21 protein-coding genes are annotated in these 17,971 nt (G+C 62.9%); 12 read left to right on the forward strand and 9 right to left on the reverse strand.

All coding sequences use genetic code 11. The features are described from left to right. Positions 1-187: 187 nt before the first annotated feature. On the reverse strand, positions 188-922 hold the full coding sequence (locus tag ACG873_RS18150; RefSeq protein ID WP_394886447.1) for a hypothetical protein: 735 nt from the start codon (positions 920-922) through the stop codon (positions 188-190). Positions 923-1,782: 860 nt separating this feature from the next. Here ACG873_RS18150 and ACG873_RS18155 point away from each other — a divergent pair. Further along, the gene (locus ACG873_RS18155) at positions 1,783-2,208 is read left to right on the forward strand and encodes a hypothetical protein (RefSeq protein ID WP_394886449.1); all 426 of its coding nucleotides are present in this window, start codon (positions 1,783-1,785) and stop codon (positions 2,206-2,208) included. A gap of 182 nt (positions 2,209-2,390) precedes the next feature. Here the strand turns inward: ACG873_RS18155 and ACG873_RS18160 are convergent, their stop codons facing one another. Beyond that, on the reverse strand, positions 2,391-2,933 hold the full coding sequence (locus ACG873_RS18160) for a Kazal-type serine protease inhibitor domain-containing protein (RefSeq protein WP_394886450.1): 543 nt from the start codon (positions 2,931-2,933) through the stop codon (positions 2,391-2,393). A 401-nt stretch (positions 2,934-3,334) separates the two neighbouring features. Here ACG873_RS18160 and ACG873_RS18165 point away from each other — a divergent pair, with 401 nt between their 5' ends. From ACG873_RS18165 to ACG873_RS18175, 3 genes are all read left to right on the forward strand, one after another. After that, positions 3,335-3,547: a cold-shock protein gene (locus tag ACG873_RS18165; protein ID WP_394886452.1), complete on the forward strand. Its 213-nt coding sequence runs from the start codon at positions 3,335-3,337 to the stop codon at positions 3,545-3,547. A 385-nt stretch (positions 3,548-3,932) separates the two neighbouring features. After that, a complete protein-coding gene (locus ACG873_RS18170) occupies positions 3,933-4,145 on the forward strand; it encodes a cold-shock protein (RefSeq protein ID WP_394886453.1) in 213 nt (70 codons plus the stop codon). A gap of 151 nt (positions 4,146-4,296) precedes the next feature. Then, positions 4,297-4,728 (forward strand): BA14K family protein, encoded by a 432-nt coding sequence (locus ACG873_RS18175; RefSeq protein WP_394886455.1) that lies wholly within the window; start codon positions 4,297-4,299, stop codon positions 4,726-4,728. 52 nt (positions 4,729-4,780) lie between these two features. On the opposite strand, the gene ACG873_RS18180 is transcribed toward ACG873_RS18175, so the two are convergent. From ACG873_RS18180 to ACG873_RS18190, 3 genes are all read right to left on the reverse strand, one after another. After that, the gene (locus ACG873_RS18180; RefSeq protein ID WP_394886457.1) at positions 4,781-5,422 is read right to left on the reverse strand and encodes an MBL fold metallo-hydrolase; all 642 of its coding nucleotides are present in this window, start codon (positions 5,420-5,422) and stop codon (positions 4,781-4,783) included. 135 nt (positions 5,423-5,557) lie between these two features. Next, positions 5,558-5,842 carry a hypothetical protein gene (locus ACG873_RS18185; RefSeq protein WP_394886458.1) on the reverse strand — a complete coding sequence of 95 codons (285 nt, stop codon included), beginning with the start codon at positions 5,840-5,842 and terminating at the stop codon, positions 5,558-5,560. A gap of 140 nt (positions 5,843-5,982) precedes the next feature. Beyond that, positions 5,983-6,876: a branched-chain amino acid aminotransferase gene (locus tag ACG873_RS18190; protein ID WP_394886459.1), complete on the reverse strand. Its 894-nt coding sequence runs from the start codon at positions 6,874-6,876 to the stop codon at positions 5,983-5,985. Positions 6,877-7,121: 245 nt separating this feature from the next. Here ACG873_RS18190 and ACG873_RS18195 point away from each other — a divergent pair, with 245 nt between their 5' ends. The 4 genes from ACG873_RS18195 (at position 7,122) to ACG873_RS18210 (ending at position 11,090) form a co-directional block, all read left to right on the forward strand. Beyond that, positions 7,122-7,655, forward strand: coding sequence for a MarR family winged helix-turn-helix transcriptional regulator (locus ACG873_RS18195; RefSeq protein ID WP_394886461.1), 534 nt, complete (start codon positions 7,122-7,124; stop codon positions 7,653-7,655). Continuing rightward, entirely contained in the window at positions 7,642-8,361 is a 720-nt protein-coding gene (locus tag ACG873_RS18200; protein ID WP_394886463.1) for a response regulator, read from the forward strand. The genes ACG873_RS18195 and ACG873_RS18200 overlap by 14 nt, the downstream gene beginning before the upstream one ends. A gap of 212 nt (positions 8,362-8,573) precedes the next feature. After that, entirely contained in the window at positions 8,574-9,935 is a 1,362-nt protein-coding gene (locus ACG873_RS18205; protein ID WP_394893584.1) for an ATP-binding protein, read from the forward strand. Between the two features lie 144 nt (positions 9,936-10,079). Further along, on the forward strand, positions 10,080-11,090 hold the full coding sequence (locus ACG873_RS18210; RefSeq protein ID WP_394893585.1) for a glycosyltransferase family 4 protein: 1,011 nt from the start codon (positions 10,080-10,082) through the stop codon (positions 11,088-11,090). A 31-nt stretch (positions 11,091-11,121) separates the two neighbouring features. Here ACG873_RS18210 and ACG873_RS18215 read toward each other — a convergent pair whose 3' ends face one another. From ACG873_RS18215 to ACG873_RS18230, 4 genes are all read right to left on the reverse strand, one after another. Continuing rightward, entirely contained in the window at positions 11,122-12,171 is a 1,050-nt protein-coding gene (locus ACG873_RS18215; RefSeq protein ID WP_394886464.1) for a DNA topoisomerase IB, read from the reverse strand. Positions 12,172-12,284: 113 nt separating this feature from the next. Beyond that, positions 12,285-12,644 carry a tRNA-binding protein gene (locus ACG873_RS18220; RefSeq protein WP_394886466.1) on the reverse strand — a complete coding sequence of 120 codons (360 nt, stop codon included), beginning with the start codon at positions 12,642-12,644 and terminating at the stop codon, positions 12,285-12,287. A 2-nt stretch (positions 12,645-12,646) separates the two neighbouring features. Further along, the gene (locus ACG873_RS18225) at positions 12,647-13,147 is read right to left on the reverse strand and encodes a YbjN domain-containing protein (protein ID WP_394886468.1); all 501 of its coding nucleotides are present in this window, start codon (positions 13,145-13,147) and stop codon (positions 12,647-12,649) included. Positions 13,148-13,469: 322 nt separating this feature from the next. Beyond that, the gene (locus tag ACG873_RS18230) at positions 13,470-13,787 is read right to left on the reverse strand and encodes an accessory factor UbiK family protein (protein ID WP_394886470.1); all 318 of its coding nucleotides are present in this window, start codon (positions 13,785-13,787) and stop codon (positions 13,470-13,472) included. A gap of 151 nt (positions 13,788-13,938) precedes the next feature. Between ACG873_RS18230 and lgt the strand changes: the two genes are divergently transcribed. The 4 genes from lgt to ACG873_RS18250 are packed head-to-tail and all read left to right on the forward strand — an operon-like array spanning position 13,939 to position 17,925. Further along, positions 13,939-14,790, forward strand: coding sequence for a prolipoprotein diacylglyceryl transferase (gene lgt / locus ACG873_RS18235; protein WP_394886471.1), 852 nt, complete (start codon positions 13,939-13,941; stop codon positions 14,788-14,790). Then, complete coding sequence (locus ACG873_RS18240) at positions 14,787-15,875, forward strand: class I SAM-dependent methyltransferase (protein WP_394886473.1); 1,089 nt, start codon at positions 14,787-14,789, stop codon at positions 15,873-15,875. Before lgt ends, ACG873_RS18240 begins: the two co-directional genes overlap by 4 nt. Continuing rightward, on the forward strand, positions 15,872-16,774 hold the full coding sequence (gene pgeF / locus ACG873_RS18245; RefSeq protein WP_394886475.1) for a peptidoglycan editing factor PgeF: 903 nt from the start codon (positions 15,872-15,874) through the stop codon (positions 16,772-16,774). Before ACG873_RS18240 ends, pgeF begins: the two co-directional genes overlap by 4 nt. Then, complete coding sequence (locus tag ACG873_RS18250) at positions 16,774-17,925, forward strand: M24 family metallopeptidase (RefSeq protein ID WP_394886476.1); 1,152 nt, start codon at positions 16,774-16,776, stop codon at positions 17,923-17,925. Before pgeF ends, ACG873_RS18250 begins: the two co-directional genes overlap by 1 nt. The last annotated feature ends 46 nt before the right edge of the window (positions 17,926-17,971 follow it).

Consider the following 17,971-nt stretch of genomic DNA (forward strand, 5'->3'; position numbering starts at 1 on the left):
TACGCAGCTGGTATCTCCGCCGCCTCTCCGACGAGCCTACTTATTGCTTTCCCGGCGGGACCGGCGAGGATTTGGGGCAGTCCACCTTCAATGATCCTGTCAAGCCACCTGTGGGATCTCGAAATAACCCTCGTCGTCAGCCATCAGCGCCCTCCGCGGCTCTCTGCACCCTCTGATGATAAACAACTCATCCGACGCGGGGGAGTCCGCTGGACCCGCCTAGACCGAAGCGCGAGTGCCATTGTTCGGTCATGTCGGGTGTGATGATCCACACCAACTCGCGCTCTTTTCGTGATTGGATGGCGGCATTGCCTGCGACTGTCGTGTCCCATTCGTCTACTTTGTCGGCGATGTCCTTGCAGAAGATGTCCACCTGAAGCTGGAGCACTCTGTTTCCCCTATCATCAAGGCCACTGTTATTGTGGACCGTGTACGGCCCAGGCGCGATGAAGCAGTAGCGTTTGAGGGTTTGCGCCGCCCGCTGCTCCTCAGCATTGTCTGAGCCGCTGTGTAGCATCGCGCAACGCAGTGCATAGAGGTCCTCCGCCGGCAAGAACAACGATGGTCGCTTTGGCCGGCGGTTGCTCCAAGCTTCGTATTCCGCCTCGTAGGCAGCCTGACGACGGTCACGATCCTCCTGATAGCGACCATAGTCTTCGTAGGACGATGGGAAGGTGAAGGTCGGCCGCAACGGTCGCTCAGCTTCCCATGCGTCGAAAGCAGGACCTTCCCAGACGTTGAATTGCACTGTGTACACAGGCTCAATCCACTGGCGAGCCCAACCGACATATCGATCCTTTGACCCCTGCTTGGGATTTTCTAACCCTCCGCAAATATCGGGCAATGCCAAAGCCGTAAGCAGGGCGCTGTAGCTGTTTCCGTTGGCAAGCGCGAGCCGAACCGCTTGCGTGAACCGCTTCATCTCTATCTCCTATTTCAGGCGCTAGCGGAGCATGCCCTTCCGTTCAAGCCAACGCTACGAAATAATCAGCTCCTGCGCTGGCCGACCCTTGCCGCCGGCGACGGTGTAGAGCAGCGCCACCAGTGCCGAGTTCATGTTGGCCGGGTTGGGCTTTCCCTTGGAAGCTGCACGCAGATGGTCGGCCGTGGCGATGGTCGTCGGGAATTCCTTCCGGTTGCGCGGCCGTGATCGAGAGCAGATCCTCCCCTGCGAAGCGGGACGTAGCGGCTGCTGATCCTCCCCCGTTTACGGGGGAGGGGGACCGCCGAAGGCGGTGGAGGGGGCGCTGCGATCTCAAAAGTGGATAGAATCCACACTCATTTCGTCCTGGTCGAAGAAATCCGCCTTGCGGATCAACGACATAACACCCGGCTCGAAATTTTTCGCACCCTCGTTTATCCCCACCCCCTGCCCCTCCCGCATAATCCTCGGCATCGCCCTTGCGGGAACCGGTTCCGGACCGGGGATCGGTAGGGCGGCGGTGACCTCTCCCCGTGGATTCGGTTCCCACGGGCCTGAGGGCGTCCGACGGGCCGGCATTCCGAGCGAAGCGCCAAGGCTTCGTGAACGGAAGGCGGATCATCCGCGCGTCATTGTCCATGGAAAAAACATGGAGCGGGGCGCGTGACCGGTCGACTGGGGCGACAGACACCGGCGGGGCGCGGAAGCTGCGCCACGTATTCAATTTCGGTAGGCAAGGCCATGCGCCCCGCTTCCCGACTCCTGAAGCCCTGAGTTCATCGAAGGGTCGAAGGGCTCAAACAATAGCCAGGGCGGAAACGCAGCGTGGCGACGAAAAAACTTGCCTGAAAGGATCAGCAATGGAACTGGATGACGAAGTGAAAATGCTGCGGTACATGCGCCAGGACGTGATCACTGCCGCGCGCGACATGAAAGCCGCACTGATCGACCTGTACGCACCCGGGAAGTCGCCGTGCCCGGAGGTGCTGACCGCGGTGCAACTGCTCGCCTCGGACGAAGGCTTCCACGCCGAATGTCCGAACCATGCCTGCCGCCGCACCGGCCTGTGTCAGGCCAGTGACGTCGAACCGGAGTGCGCGCCGCTGTGGCCCGAGGCGCTCCGGGAGCGATTGGACGATATGCTCGTCGGGATCGCGCTGTCGGCTTTTCGCACCGAAGCCTCCCGTGCAGCGATCCACGCCCGTCTCGTGCAGGCCTTTGGACCGGACCCCGCGGCGCCAAGCGGGAAAAAGCGCAGCAGGTCGGCAGCCGGGACGCCCGGATGAAAACGCGCCGTCCCGCTTGAGAGGGAGCGACGATGAGGAGAGACCGTCCGAGAATTCGCTCCGGCGAGGCAGATGGCGTGGTTTTCGAGAACCGGAGCGCAGCGGACATTTGGGTCCGTGAGCACCGGAAGCGGAGAAAACCGCGTCAGGTGCCCGCCGGAGTAGAATTATCGAACGGTCTCTCAGCAGGGTCCGTTCGGGTTGACGATCCGGTAATCCGCCGCCAGCGCTTCGCAGGAATTGCCGAAGGTCCGCACATTGCCTCGGCTGACCGCGCAGACCGGCCGGTATTCGCGGGTGCAGAAGCGCGGCTCCTCGCCGCCTCCGCCGGAGGAGCGGCATTCGCCCTCACTGATGACGCGATAGCCCTCCCGGTCGGCGAGGCAGGAATTGGAGAAGGTCCGCCGCTCCGAGCCGCGCCGCCCGCACACGGGATCGTATTCGCGGGTGCAGGCGCCGGGTTGCGGGCGAGGATCGCGCCGGCATTGGCCGCGATCGATGACGCGGTAGCCGGCCTGGTCGGCCAGGCAGGCATTGGCGAAGGTCTGCTGGTCCGGTCCGCGCCGTCCGCACACCGGGTCGTATTCGCGGGTGCAGAATTCCGGTCCCGGCCGCGGCGGGCGTGGTCCGGGCCCCGGCTCGTCGACCACCACCGTACAGGCGGCGGCCACCGCCATCACCAACGCCAGCAATGCGCCGCGCCAAAAGACTGCTCTGGATTCCATGTATGTCTCTCCTCCGGTCCCGTCCGCCCGTCGCTGTGGAACCCCGCGATTGCGATCCTTGCGATTCCGCCGGCAAATGCAATCCCCCCGCGAAACCGCGGGGCGGCAGGGGCGGCGTCGCGATTTGGAAACCATCGCATGCAACCCCGTGCCGCGGCCGTCTTGCCTGAAATGTATTTCCATGCGATAAATTTCGTGTTCGGGCATTTGCTGACCCGGAGACTGGAACGTTTTGGACGAAACCTTTCCCCGATACTGTGAATCTCTGACGACCCCTTCTGTTGGCGGGGGTTCGACGTTGCGCGAATGCACGACCGCCAAGCACTGAGAGGAACCTGCCGCCGGGGCGCGGCGGAACGGCAGGAACCAGACCAACGAAACGGGTGAAGGAGTTCTCCCATATGCCACAGAGCGGAACCGTTAAATTCTTCAACGCCACCAAAGGCTTCGGCTTCATCACGCCCGATGGCGGAGCCAAGGACGTGTTCGTCCATATCTCGGCGATCGAGGCCTCCGGCCTGCGCACGCTGGTCGACGGCCAGAAGGTCACCTTCGACGTCGAGCCCGACCGCATGGGCAAGGGCCCGAAGGCGGTCAATCTCAGCGCGGCCTGAGCCGAGAAGCATGATCCCGGGAAAGCCGCAGACTTTTCGGACAAGATCATGCGTCGCCAGCGAATTTTGAAAGGCGCGGCAGCCCGGTCTGCCGCGCCTTTCGCCTGTCCGGCGCCGACGCTGAAACGCCCGTTTCGGCCGCGAAAGATTTGCTTGCCCATGTGCCGAAAATGAAGGACAAATTCCGGCTTCGGGCATTTGCCGGCCCGGAGACTGGAATAGCCTGCCCCGGGGTATGACAGCATAGCACTTCGGGTGGATCGCGAAACGAGAGGGTTTTGGCAAAGCCCCGGCGCGACAAGTCTGTTTGTCTCCCCCAGCAAGCGTCCGGGACCGCGCGGATCTTCGACCGCCGGACATGGACCACGCAAGGAGGGAACTTCCCATGCCGCAGACCGGCACCGTCAAATTCTTCAACCATGCCAAGGGTTTCGGCTTCATCACGCCGGATGATGGCGCTAAGGACGTGTTCGTCCATATCTCGGCCGTCCAGGCTTCGGGCCTGACCGGCCTCGAGGATGGGCAGAAAGTGACGTTCGAGACGGAGCCGGACAAGCGCGGCAAGGGCCCGAAGGCGGTCAACCTTTCGGTCGGCTGACGCGCCGTTCCGAATTGCGCCGCATTTCCGGGAAATACGGATTGCGGGCGCGGCGGTTGGTGCCGCGTTCAGCCTGCGTTCAGATGCCGGGGCGTATTTCCGGTTCAACGCCTGCCCCGCCTCCCTGCGGCCGGGCGCGAAGGAGACAGACATGAACCGCATCTTCAAGACCGCCATTCTCTCAGCCGCCGTCGCCGCCACCACCTTTGCCGCCCTGCCCGCCGCCAATGCCGGCGACAACTGGCGTCGGCACCGCCACCACTCCTCGGACGGCGACCTCGTGGCCGCCGGCATCCTCGGCCTCGCCGTCGGCGCGCTCGCAGTCGGCGCCGCAAACGCGTCCCGGCCTGAGTACCGCGTCTATGACGATTACGATTATCCGCGCGAACGCCGCTATTATCAGCCCCGCCGCTACTATCCGGTCCGCCGCGAATACGTTGTCGATGAAGGCTATGCCGGCGCTCTCGAGCCCTGGACGCCCGAATGGTACCGCTATTGCGAGGACCGCTACCGCAGCTTCAACGCCCGCACCGGAACGTTCACCGGCTATGACGGCCGCAGGCATTTCTGTACCGCCGGCTAGAGCCGCGGCAACCGACAAAAGGGCCGGACCGTCTTGCGCGGTCCGGCCCTTGTCATGTCAGGAAGGGGTTGCTGCGTCTTTCCTCGCCGAACCGGCCGCCGGGCCCGTGTCCGCAGATGAAGCCGATGTCGTCGCCCAGCGGCAGCAGCTTTTCCTTGATCGAAGCGATCAGGCTGGCATGGTCGCCGCCCGGCAGGTCGGTGCGGCCGATCGAACCGCGAAACAGCACGTCCCCGACATGGGCGAACTTGGCGGCGCGGTTGTAATAGACGACATGGCCCGGCGCGTGGCCCGGGCAGTGCAGCACCTCGAAGACATGCTCGCCGAAACCGACCTGTTCGCCCTCGCTCAGGAAGCGGTCGGGAACGCAGTTGCGGACCGCACCGGTCAGGCCGAACCGCTTCGCCTGGTTCTCGAGATTGTCGAGCAGCGGCTTGTCGGCCTCGTGCGGACCGATAATGTCGACGCCCAGCGCCTCTTTCAGGTCCATTGCGCCGCCGGCATGGTCGATGTGGCCGTGGGTCAGCCAGATTGCGGTGGCGGTGATGTTGTTGTCGGCGAGCGCCGCCAGGATGCGCTCGACATCGCCGCCGGGATCGACGACCACTCCCCTCTTGCTGTCGGTGTCGAACAGGATCGTGCAATTCTGCTCGAACGGCGTGACCGGGACGATCCCGGCATTCAACTGACCCATACCCGTCCTTTCGCGTTTTCAGCCTCCATTTAGGCAAAACCGGCAGCCGCGTCCTACGCGGACGATGCTGCAAATCGTCTCCGTGAAATGAAAAGGCGGCCCGGAGGCCGCCCGCTTGAATGTATGCGTTGCCGCTCAGCGCTTGTTCATCGTGGCCATCACAGCGCCGACGATCGCCGTCAGCACGCCGCCACCGACAACGCCGCCAACAGCATCGCCGAGCGGGCCGGTGAGTGCGCCGGCAACGTTCGGATCGCTGAGGATGCTCGCAAGTATCTGTCCACCGCCAATACCGCCTACCACACCCGAAATCACTTTCGTCACCGTGCTCATCGCCGCTTGTTTCAGCGCGGCCCCCGCGCCAAGTCCGCCGATGGCGCCGGTCACTGCCTGTATGATGATCGGAAGAAGCGCTTCCATGTAGTTCCCTCCATGATAGGCCGACCCCTCGAGTCGGCGCGCCTCATCAGACGCCGAATTAGACGAAAGTCAAATGAGCTGCCGCTGAAATAAAAAAAGGCGGCCCGAAAGCCGCCCTTGTTTGATCGTTGCCGCGAAACCTATTCCGCAGCGATGGCGTGCTTGGGCTGAACGGCTGCGGAATAGTCGTTCATCAACGTCCTGGCGATCTCGCCGACCTCGAATCGGTGCGGTCCGATCTCCGAAACGGGCGTGACCTCGGCAGCCGTCCCGGTAAGGAAGCACTGCTCGAAGCCTTCCAGTTCGTCGGGCATGATGGCGCGTTCAATCACTTCAAGCCTGCGATCCTTGGCGAGGCCGATCACCGTGCGCCGCGTAATGCCGTCGAGGAAACAGTCGGCCGCTGGCGTATGGATCTTGCCGTCCTTGACGAAGAAGATGTTGGCGCCGGTGGCCTCGGCGACCTGGCCGCGCCAGTCGAGCATCATCGCATCGGCATAACCCTTGGCTTCCGCCGCGTGCTTGGACAGGGTGCATATCATATAGAGGCCGGCAGCCTTGGACTTCGAAGGTGCGGTGCGCGGATCGGGCCTGCGCCACTCGGCGACGTCGAGGCGGATGCCCTTGAGCTTCTGCGCCGGGTCGAAATAGCTCGGCCACTGCCAGATGGCGATGGCGCAGTTGATGCGGTTGTTCTGGGCCGAAACGCCCATCTGCTCGCTGCCGCGCCAGGCGATGGGGCGAACATAGGCGTCCTGTAAGCCCTGCTTCTTGAGCAGTGTGCGGCAGGCGTCGTCCAGTTCGCTCACGGAATAGGGAATCTTGAACCCAAGCAGGCGCGCCGATTCGTGAAGCCGCTCGGTGTGCTCGGTCAGCTTGAAGATCTCGCCGCCATAAGCGCGCTCGCCTTCGAACACCGCGCTGGCGTAATGAAGGCCGTGAGTCAGAACATGGATCTTGGCGTCCGTCCATTTAACGAATTCGCCATTCATCCAGATGAAGCCTTCGAGCTGATCGAAAGGAACCGCTGCCATCGTAACCTCCCGCGGGTCGTCGCCCGCATATCGTTTATCGTCGATTTTGCCGGCTCGCCGCAGCCGGCGCGTGACCCACAGAGTAGGCGTATATAAAAGCCAAGGCAAACTCAGGAAGTTCCGGTAAAAGCGACTTCTGCTTGCCTTTTCGTTCGCAATCCATCGAAAAGCTTGGCAAAAATTACCATCGGTGCAAAAATATGTCAACATAGCTGACATAAATTTCGGAAAGCCTTCGGAACCGCATGACAGACAGCAGCGGCGCAAGCGCCAAACCAATCAGGACCGCCCTATCCGGAGAGGACGGCATCGACCTCGCGATCATCGAGCTGTTTTTCTTCGCGTACCGCGATTTCACCTCCGACCCCGATCTGATCCTCGCCAAATACGGCTTCGGGCGGGCTCACCACCGCGTACTTTATTTCGTCAACCGCAAGCCGGGCCTGACGGTCGCCGAACTCCTCGACGTCCTGAAGATCACGAAGCAGAGCCTGGCCCGCGTACTCAAGCAACTCATAGACAGCGGTCACGTCACGCAGGTTCAGGGCCCGCGCGATCGGCGTCAGCGCGAACTTTACCCGACCGCCAGGGGACGGACGCTGGCGCTGGCGCTGGCGCGGCCACAGTCACGCCGCATCCGTGCGGCATTGGAAAGCTCAACGACCACTGAGCGCGAAGGAATCGAGAGATTCCTCAAGGCGATGGTGAACCCGGAGTTGCGAGCCCAGATCGACAATTTGCCGGGAAACATGCCAGGGGAAGACCATGGAAAGCACTGAAATGGCCAACAACCCGGCAGTGCCGGACGATGATGCGCCGCATCTGCTCGTCGTCGACGACGACACGCGAATCCGCAACCTCCTGAAGCAGTACCTGACCGAGAACGGCTTTCGCATCACGGTTGCAGGCAATGCCGGCGACGCCAGGCGTCAGCTTGCAGGTCTCGATTTCGACCTGCTGATCATCGATGTGATGATGCCGGGCGAAAACGGCGTCGAACTGACGAAATCGCTGCGGGCCGAAAAATCGGTTCCGATCCTGATGCTGACCGCCTTGTCGGAAACCGACAGCCGGATCACCGGTCTCGAAGCCGGGGCTGACGATTATCTGCCGAAACCGTTCGATCCGCGCGAACTCATCCTGCGCATCAACAATATATTGCGCCGGGGCGGGCCTGCGGCGACGCCGAAAGTCGAGCAACTGGTTTTCGGGCCTTACACTTTCCAGATCGCCCGGCGCGAACTGAAGAAAGGCGGCGAACCGCTGAAGCTCACCGACCGGGAGCAGGAAATCCTGGCAATCTTTGCTGCGCGCGCGGGCGAAACCATACCGCGCCACGAACTGGTCGCCGGCGAGGCCGACGTCGGCGAACGCACGATCGACGTGCAGATCAACAGGCTCAGACGCAAGATAGAACGCGACCCGGCCAATCCCGTCTGGCTCCAGACGGTGCGCGGCATCGGCTACCGGCTGAGCATCGAGTAACCACAGCCGCGCAACCAGTGCCTGCGGTTGGCGGCTCCTGACGGCTGGCACTGGCACGGCGCAAGCGACGGTCCTTTCGCTTTCGGAACCACCCTGCGTGGAATAGACTGCCGGCAGACGCCCGCCTGACGGCGGGCGCCGGCAACAACCGGGCATGATGGATGGCGGCTTCAGAAGTGGATCGTACGGAGAACAACAGTTTCACAGCCAGGATGCTGCGCGCCATCGGTTCCGTCCCGAAAAGCTGGAAAAGATTCTGGCGGCTGGTCTCGCTCTATCTGCCCAAGCGGCTCTATGCCCGATCGCTAATCATCATCATCACGCCGATGATCCTCTTGCAGTCCGTGGTGACGCTTGTGTTCATGGAGCGCCATTGGCAGACGGTGACGCAGCGGCTTTCCACGGCTGTCACCCGCGACATAGCCGCGATCATCGACATGATCGAAACTTTTCCGGAGGGCGACAACTATGCCGATGTGATCCGCATCGCCCAGGAGCGGCTACGGCTGAAGATCGACATACTTCCGCCCGATCCGCTTCCGCCGCCTGGGCCGAAGCCGTTCTTTTCCATCCTCGACCAGATTCTCTCTGCGGAAATCACCGACCAGATCAATCGTCCATTCTGGATCGACACGGTGGGCGCCTCGAATGTGGTCGAGGTCCGGATCCAGCTCGAGGACAAGGTGCTGCGGGTCTTCGTGCGCCGCAGCCAGGCCTATGCCTCCAACACCCACATCTTCATCGTCTGGATGGTCGGTACGTCGCTAGTGCTGCTGATGATCGCCATTCCGTTCCTGCGCAACCAGATCAAGCCGATCCTGCAGCTTGCCGAAGCAGCCGAGAGCTTCGGCAAGGGCCGGCCGATGCCGCGCGACTTCCGTCCGCGCGGCGCCGAAGAGGTGCGCCGGGCGGGGTTCGCCTTTATTCAGATGCGCGAACGCATCGAGCGCCAGCTCGAGCAACGCACGGCCATGCTGACGGGGGTGAGCCACGACCTGCGCACCATCCTCACGCGGTTCAAGCTGCAGCTGGCCGTGGGCGGCGCGAAAGCGGATACCGAGGCGCTGAACCAGGACGTCAACGACATGCAGGCGATGCTCGAAGGCTACCTGTCCTTCGCGCGAGGCGAGGCGCTGGAAGATCCCGGGCGCTTCGACCTGGCCGTCTATTTCGAAAAGCTGGCCGAGGAGGCCAAGCTGCGCAAGCGCACGCTTTCGACCTCGCTGTCCGGCGACCCGGACATCCATGTGCGTCCGAGCGCCTTCAGCCGCCTGCTGGCCAATATCATTGGCAACGCCTTTCGCTATGCCCGGAACATCCGTGTCAGCGCTACCCACGCGCGCGGAAGGCTGACGATGATCATCGACGACGACGGCCCAGGCATCCCCGCCGAGAGCCGCGAAGACGTGTTCAAGCCATTCATGCGCCTGGACACTGCGCGCAACCTCGACGCCAGCGGCACCGGCCTTGGCCTCTCCATCGCCCGTGACATAGCTCGAAGCCACGGCGGCGACATCACTCTGGAAGACAGCCCTATGGGCGGGCTGAGGGCCGTCGTGCGGGTTCCCGCTTAGACCTCAGAGCGTCCTACACCCAGGATTCATGCCACTGTCACGAAATGGTGCTGAAACGCCGCCATGGGAAGCGAGGCGGTCGGCGATTCGGTATCAGATGGTGGATGTCGGCCGGAGCGCAACGAGAGCATCCTGCCGTCCAAATTGCGCGTCCTACTGGTAACGGACGCCTGGCATCCGCAGATCAACGGTGTAGTGCGCACACTGGATAAGCTTGCACAGGAATTGACCCTTGCAGGTCACCGCGTGGAATTGCTTACGCCGTCGGGCTTCCCGACCATCCCGCTCCCCTCCTACTCCGACATCCGGCTGGCCTTGGCCCCACCGCGCCGGATCGCGCGGCGCATCGAGGCGGCTAGGCCGGACCATATCCATATAGCCACGGAAGGGCCGCTCGGGCTCCTGGCGCGACGCTTTTGCATCGCAAGAGGCCTGAGCTTCACCACAAGCTACCACACGCGGTTTCCCGAATACCTCCGCGCACGTTTTCCGGTTCCCGAAAGCTGGACCTATCGCTGGCTGCGGCGCTTCCACAATGCAGGCGCCGGAACGCTGGTCGCGACGCCTTCGCTTGGCGCCGAACTGACTCAGCGCGGTTTCACCAATGTGCGGCTCTGGACGCGCGGCGTCGACACCGAGACCTACCGCCCCGACCGCAAGCCGGCGCTGGATCTGCCTCGACCGATCCTGCTCTCTGTCGGAAGGGTGGCTGTCGAAAAGAACCTGCAGGCCTTTCTCGATCTTGATCTGCCGGGCAGCAAGGTGGTGGTCGGCGACGGGCCGGCGCTTGCGGCGCTGAAAGCGCGATATCCGGACGCGGTCTTTCTCGGCTCCCGGACCGGCGAGGAGCTTGCCGACATCTATGCATCGGCCGATCTCTTCGTTTTTCCAAGCCGGACCGATACGTTCGGCATCGTCATTCTGGAGGCCTTGGCGAGCGGCCTGCCTGTGGCCGCTTATCCGGTGACCGGTCCTCTCGATGTGCTCGGCGACGGCCTTGGCGGAGCGCTTTCCGACGATCTCGGCCAGGCAATCCGGGCGGCTCTCGCCATCCCGCGCGGCGATGCCCGCGCGAAGGCGATGGCCTATAGCTGGTCATCATGCGCGGCGCTGTTTCTGCATCATGTGCGCGCGGCGCATGACGAGGCGGGATGACCTGGTAACGATTTGCGGCCCCCTGACATCATCATCCAACGCCGTTCCCGGCATTGGATAGCCACTTCAGAACCAGGGTTTCTTCTTCGTCCAGCCCGTCGACCGGCTTGCGGAACGAACGCTTGGCGTCGGCCATTTCTTCCGCTAGCCGCCCCTCCGCCCAACGCTCAAGCACCAGCGGGTGGATATAGCACTTGCGGCAGACCGTTCGCGTATTGCCGAGCCGCGCGGCCACGCGGTCGACGATTTCGTTGGTAACCCGCGCGGCCGCCGACTTGGTGTCGGGAACCGGCGTGGCGGCAAAGAGCGAGGCCGCGCAGATGGTGCCGCCCCAGGTGCGGAAATGTTTCGAGCTGAACTCCGCGCCGCTTGCTTCGCGAATGTAGTCGTTCACGTCCTGCGAGCGCACCAAGCTGCGCCCGCCGTCGGCGGTTTTGTATTGAAAGAGCTGCTGGCCCGGCAGGTCCTGTGCGCCGCGCACGATCTTTGCGATGCGCCGGTCGACGAGCCTGAGATTCCATTCCTTGCCCGACTTCCCCTTGAAGGCAAACCGGATTTCGGAACCATTGATGTCGACATGGCGGTCGCGCAGCGTTGTCAGCCCGAAGCTGTTGTTGTCACGTGCATAGGCGCTGTTGCCGACGCGGATCATGGTGTTGTCGAGCAGCCAGACGACGGAGGCGATCACCCGCTCCGGCGGCAGGCCTGGCTTCTTCAGATCGGCATCGACGTGGGCGCGCAGCCGGGGCAATGCCTGAGCAAAGTTCACAAGGCTCGAATATTTGACTTCGTCGCGGCAGGCAGCCCAGCGCGGGTGGTAACGGTATTGCTTGCGGCCGCGCTGATCCCGACCCGTCGCCTGGATGTGTCCGTCCTCGACCGGCGATATCCAGACGTCGGTCCATGCGGGCGGGATCGCCAGGCTCTTGATCCGGGCAAGCGCCTTAGGATCCGAAAGCCGCTCGCCTTCAGGCGTCGTGTAGAAAAACCCCTTGCCCGACCGGCGGCGCCTGATGCCCGGCTCTTCGTCGCTGACGTGGACGAGCGAAGCGAACTTCGCGGAAGCCGCCGGCTCGGGCATTATCTTCTTCGGGGTGCTCTCTCGAGAAAGATCCAGCACAAGCAACTCCGCCGGAATGAACGACGGATGATAAGCGATCAGCCGCGCCTAAGTTCCGGCAGTGCCGCTGCGATTCAGAAAAGCCTGCCGCCGTCCGGCACCTTGCGCTCGATGGCGCCGAGCACCACATCGCCGTCCTCGTCTGGAAAGCCGAGCGTCAGGACTTCCGACAGGTACTTGCCGATCTGGCGTGGCGGGAAATTGACGACGGCAAAGACCTGCCGTCCCACCAGCATCTCCGGGCTGTAGTATTTGGTGATCTGCGCCGAGGATTTCTTCACGCCGATCTCCGGACCGAAATCGATCTTCAGCTTGATCGCCGGCTTGCGCGCTTCCGGATAGGGCTCGGCTTCCACGATCGTGCCGGCGCGAATGTCGACACGATCGAAATCGGCAAAGCTGATCTCGGGCTTGCGCCCGCCTGCTGCAGTCATGCTCACGCCGTGCCGAATGTCTCGAACAAGACGCCCGCAAGCGCTTCCTTTGCCGACGTGCCCGACCAGACGACGAACTGGAAGGCCTGGAAATAGCATTCGCAGGCCTCGAGTGCGGAGGACAGAAGAACCTCCACCTGCTGGCTGGACGGTTCGACGCCGCCGGCTAGCAGCAGCGACTGCCGGAACATGATCGCGCCCTCCTGCTCCCAGAGGTCGAAATGGCCGAACAGCATCTGCTCGTTGATGAGCGACAGGAGCCGCATGATCTCCAGCGTCCGGTTTTCCGGCACCTTAATGTCGAAGGCGCAGGCCAGATGCAGCGCCTCGAAATCCTCCATCCAGGAAAAGGAGATATGATAGTCGGTCCAGCTTCCCGCGACCGATATCGATATTTCGTCGTCCCCCGTGCGCTCGAAAGCCCAGTCATTGTGGTTCGCGACATGCTCGATCACATCCACCGGGTGGATTTCGCGGGCAAACTCGAGTTCGAGAAGTTCCATGAAATGCTTCCTGTCGTTACGGGAGCGCCACCGCGCGCTCCGCGGGAAAGGCACACACGACGAACAAAATTCGCGAACTCAGGCAGGCAGGACAGTGTGGCGCAACAGGCCCCAAGCCGGACCCCCGCCGCCCGGCGCATGATCCGGCTCCGAATCATGCAACAAATTCAGTGTATTGATGCGGAGTCGCGTGACCAGCCCCTTTTTGCGCAGTGCGGCATGAGGGTGTGGAAAGCGGCTGTCACAAAGATTCATGCAAGCCGGATAAGCGATTCAGCGCAAAGCACTTTTCCGGATTCGGCTTTGTGGAAAAGTTAATGAATTATTTTTTCGGCTTGGCTTTGGACGCAGCCGGCGAAGCCGCTTCGGCGGCTTTCGCACCGGAAAGCTCCGCAATGCGAGCCTCTAGCGCATCGATGCGCGTTGCCAGCCGCTTGGCCTCGGCGCGGGCCTTGATGGCCATTTCGCGCATCGCCTCGAACTCTTCGCGCTGCACGACATCCATTGAGTTCAGTATTTTTTCCGCCTGGCCTTTGAAGGCGGTCTCGACTTCGCGGCGCACGCCCTGGGCCGCGCCTGCGGCATCCGTCACCAGTTTTGCAAGTTCATCGAGTATGCGGTTCGGTCCGGTCGTCGACATGGCGCAAAAACCTCTTGACGTTTCATTCGAAGTAATGCCGCGTCGCGATGAATGCAAGCTTATGAGGTGGGACGCATACCACCTCCGCCTTGACCCTGCCAAAGCGCTCCCGCATGGTCCGCGAACATCGCCCCCAAGTCCGGAGTTGCGTTTGACCGACTATCTGCTCCTGCCGCTCATGGCGCTGCCGTTTCCAAACATCGATCCGGTCATCGTCCAGATCGGACCGCTGGCCATTCACTGGTACGGCCTTGCCTACATCGTCGGCATTCTGTTCGCCTACTGGTATGCCAAGCGGTTGGTGACCGATTCCCGGCTTTGGGCCGGTGGCGCGTTGCCGATGAAGCCGGAAGACCTCGACGATTTTCTGGTCTGGGCCGCTATCGGTGTCGTCGCCGGCGGGCGCATCGGCTATATTTTGTTCTACGATTTCGCTCGTTACCTTGCTAACCCGCTTGATATCTTTGCCGTCTGGCAGGGCGGCATGTCTTTCCATGGCGGCTTTGCCGGAACCACGCTCGCCATGATCCTGTTTGCCCGTTCGCGGGGCATCAACGTCTGGAGCTTCTTCGATGTCGTCGCGGCTGGCGCACCGGTCGCGCTGGGGCTCGTCCGCAGCACCAATTTCATCAACTCCGAGCTTTGGGGCAGGCCGACCGACGTTCCTTGGGCCTTTGTCTTCCCGAATGGCGGACCATTCGCGCGTCATCCAAGCCAGCTTTACGAGGCGGCGCTCGAAGGCCTCGTGCTGTTCCTCGTCCTGCGGCTTCTCACCCACCCGCTGCTCAAGCTGAAGTCGCCGGGTTTCGTGGCCGGCGCGTTCGTCGCCGGTTACGGCGCGTCGCGCATCGTCGTCGAATTCTTCCGCGAGCCGGACCAGCACATCGGTTATTTGCTTGGCGACTGGCTGACTATGGGCATGGTGCTGTCGGCTCCGATGGTCGTCGCCGGGATCTGGATGATGGCGCGGGCGAAAAGGAGCGCCGCGACGAGCCCGGCATGACACGGTTGAAGGATCGCATCGCTGCCCTGATCGAAGTCAATGGGCCGATCAGCGTCGCCGACTATATGGCTCTTTGCCTGTTCGATCCCGACGGTGGCTACTATACGAATCGCGAGCCGTTCGGCGCGGCAGGCGATTTCATCACCGCGCCCGAAATCAGCCAGATGTTCGGCGAATTGGTCGCCGTATGGCTGCGGGCCGCCTGGGACGCGATCGGATGCCCGTCGCCAGTTACCATGGCGGAAATCGGCCCCGGCCGCGGTACGCTGATGAAGGATACGCTGCGCGCACTTTCCAGGCTCGATCCGCGCTTCACCGCCGATGCCGGCATTGCGATGATCGAGACGAGCCCGAGGCTGGCCGATATCCAGAGAGATACGCTGGACGCAATCAGCGCCCGCGTGAGTTGGTATGACTCCGTCGACGGGCTCCCTCCGCAGCCGCTGCTCATCGTGGGAAACGAACTCTTCGACGCCGTTCCGATCCGCCAATATGTTCGCGCCGGCGGCAAATGGCGCGAGCGAGCCGTTGGCCTCGATGAAGCCGGTGGCCTGAACTTTGTCGCGAGCGCCGGCGCGCCAGATCCGTCCCTGCTGCCGCCGAATGCTGACAGTGCGCTGGAGGGCGCAATCGTCGAGCTTGCTCCAGCCCGTGCGGCGCTGATGGAGACGATCGCCGAACGGATCGGCAATCATGGCGGGGCCGGCCTGTTCATCGACTATGGCTACACGTCGCCTGCGTTCGGGGACACGCTGCAGGCTGTGAGAAAGCATCGATACGAGGACGTGCTCGCCAATCCGGGCGAGGCGGACCTGACCGCACATGTCGATTTTGCCGCCCTTGCAGGGGCGGCCGACCGGCACGGTCTCGATGCGCACATCATGACGCAGGGCGACTTCCTGCTCGCTATGGGATTGCTCGAGCGCGCCGGGCGTCTCGGCGCAGATGCCGACCATGCGACGCGCGAGCGTCTTTCAGGCGAGGTCGAGCGTCTCGCCGGGCCGGATCAGATGGGCGTCTTGTTCAAGGTGCTGGCCATTGCGCCGCGCGGGACGACCATTCAGCCCTTCCGGACGCCCGATTGACTCGGCAAATCCCCTGCCCCACTGTCCCGCCACGGGAGCGCGAACCGGCGGACAAGGGCGAATTTGCCTTGACGCAATGGCGTTCGGAGACAACAAGGCGGAGCATGAGAACCGACTCGAAGCTGGAGCCGCTCCGGTCACCTTTGCTCGCGAAAGCCGAAGCGCAGGGCGTCCGCCATGGCTTTTTCACCCGTGTCGGCGGCGTTTCGCAAGGCATCTATCGCGGCCTGAACATCGGTGTCGGATCGAACGACGATCCTGCGCTGGTGCGGGAAAACCGCCGCCGTGTGGCCGAGTGGATGGGGGTCGCCCCCGATCTGCTGCTGTCGGCCTATCAGGTTCATTCGCCGGACGTGATCGTCGCCACCGAGCCGTTTTCCGGCCCGCGGCCGCAGGCAGACGCGATCGTGACGGACCGGCCGGGCCTGGCGCTCGGTGCTTCATCGGCCGATTGCGGCCCGGTTCTGTTTGCCGATGCCGAACGGGGCGTGATCGGCGCGGCTCATGCCGGCTGGAAAGGCGCGCTGACGGGCGTTCTCGAAAACACTGTCGCCGCGATGGAAAAACTCGGAGCCGTTCGCGAACACATCGTTGCCGTGCTGGGTCCCGCAATAGGCCCCGACAACTATGAAGTGGGAGCCGAATTCGTCGCGCGGTTCACCGAAGCCGACAGGGAAAACGAAAGCTATTTCACGCCGTCCCGCAACGGCGGACACTCGATGTTCGACCTGAACCGCTACACCGTCGATCGCCTGCGCAAGGCCGGCGTCTCGGCGGACGGGCTCGGGCGGTGCACATACGCCGAGGAAGAGCTGTTCTATTCATATCGCCGCTCGACGCACCGCAAGGAGGCGGACTATGGCAGGCAGATTTCAGCTGTCGTTCTGGAGGAGACTTGATGGCGCTGCATTTTGAACGATCGGAATTCGACGCACGCCGCGACCGGCTGATGATCGAGATGGCCGAGAAGAAGCTCGACGCCATCCTGCTGTTCGCCCAGGAGAGCATGTATTGGCTGACCGGCTACGACACGTTCGGCTTCTGCTTTTTCCAATGCCTCGTCCTGAAGGCGGACGGCTCTATGGTGCTTTTGACGCGGTCGGCCGACCTGCGCCAGGCGCGCCACACCTCCACGATCGACAACATCGTGGTGTGGACCGACCGCGTCGACGCCAATCCGGCACTCGACCTGCGCAATCTGCTGAACGAACTCGATCTCCTCGGCGCCCGCATTGGCGTGGAATACGACACGCACGGGCTGACCGCCTTCAACGGCCGCCGGCTCGACGACCAGTTGCAGACATTCGGCCAGATCGCCGATGCCTCCGGCATCGTGCAGCGCCTGCGGCTGTTCAAGAGCCCCGCCGAAATCAGTAAGGCGGAAAAGGCAGCCAATCTCGCCGACGATGCCTTCGACGCGGCGCTCAAGCTGATCAAGCAGGGTGCCGACGAAGGCGCTATACTGGCGGCCATGCAGGGCGCGATCTTTGCCGGCGGCGGAGATTATCCGGCCAACGAGTTTATCATCGGCTCGGGCGCCGACGCGCTGCTCTGCCGTTATAAGGCCGGTCGCCGCAAGCTCCTGAAGAACGACCAGCTGACGCTCGAATGGGCCGGCGTGTTCCACCACTACCATGCAGCGATGATGCGCACCGTTCTCACCGGCAAGGTGTCGAAGCGCCATCAGGAACTGTTCGACGCCTCACGCGACGCGCTCATGGCAGTCGAGAAGGCGATGACGCCCGGCAACACGTTCGGCGACGTCTTCGACGCCCATGCCCGCACGCTGGAGGCGCATGGCCTGACGAAGCATCGGCTCAACGCCTGCGGCTATTCGCTGGGCGCCCGCTTCACGCCGTCATGGATGGACATGCCGATGTTCTACCAGGGCAACCCGGAGCCGATCGCGCCGAACATGACGCTGTTTGCACATATGATCATCATGGATTCCGAGACCGAGACCGCGATGACGCTCGGACGCACCTATCTGACCACGGATTCGCAGCCCAAGCCGCTTTCGCGCCATGATCTCGACTTGATCGTGAAGTGAATCCGGAATGCGAAAGGGGTTTCCGGTTGGCGCGAGGGGCGCAGAG

Source organism: Allomesorhizobium aridi, assembly GCF_043769475.1.
Taxonomy (GTDB): Bacteria; Pseudomonadota; Alphaproteobacteria; order Rhizobiales; family Rhizobiaceae; genus Allomesorhizobium.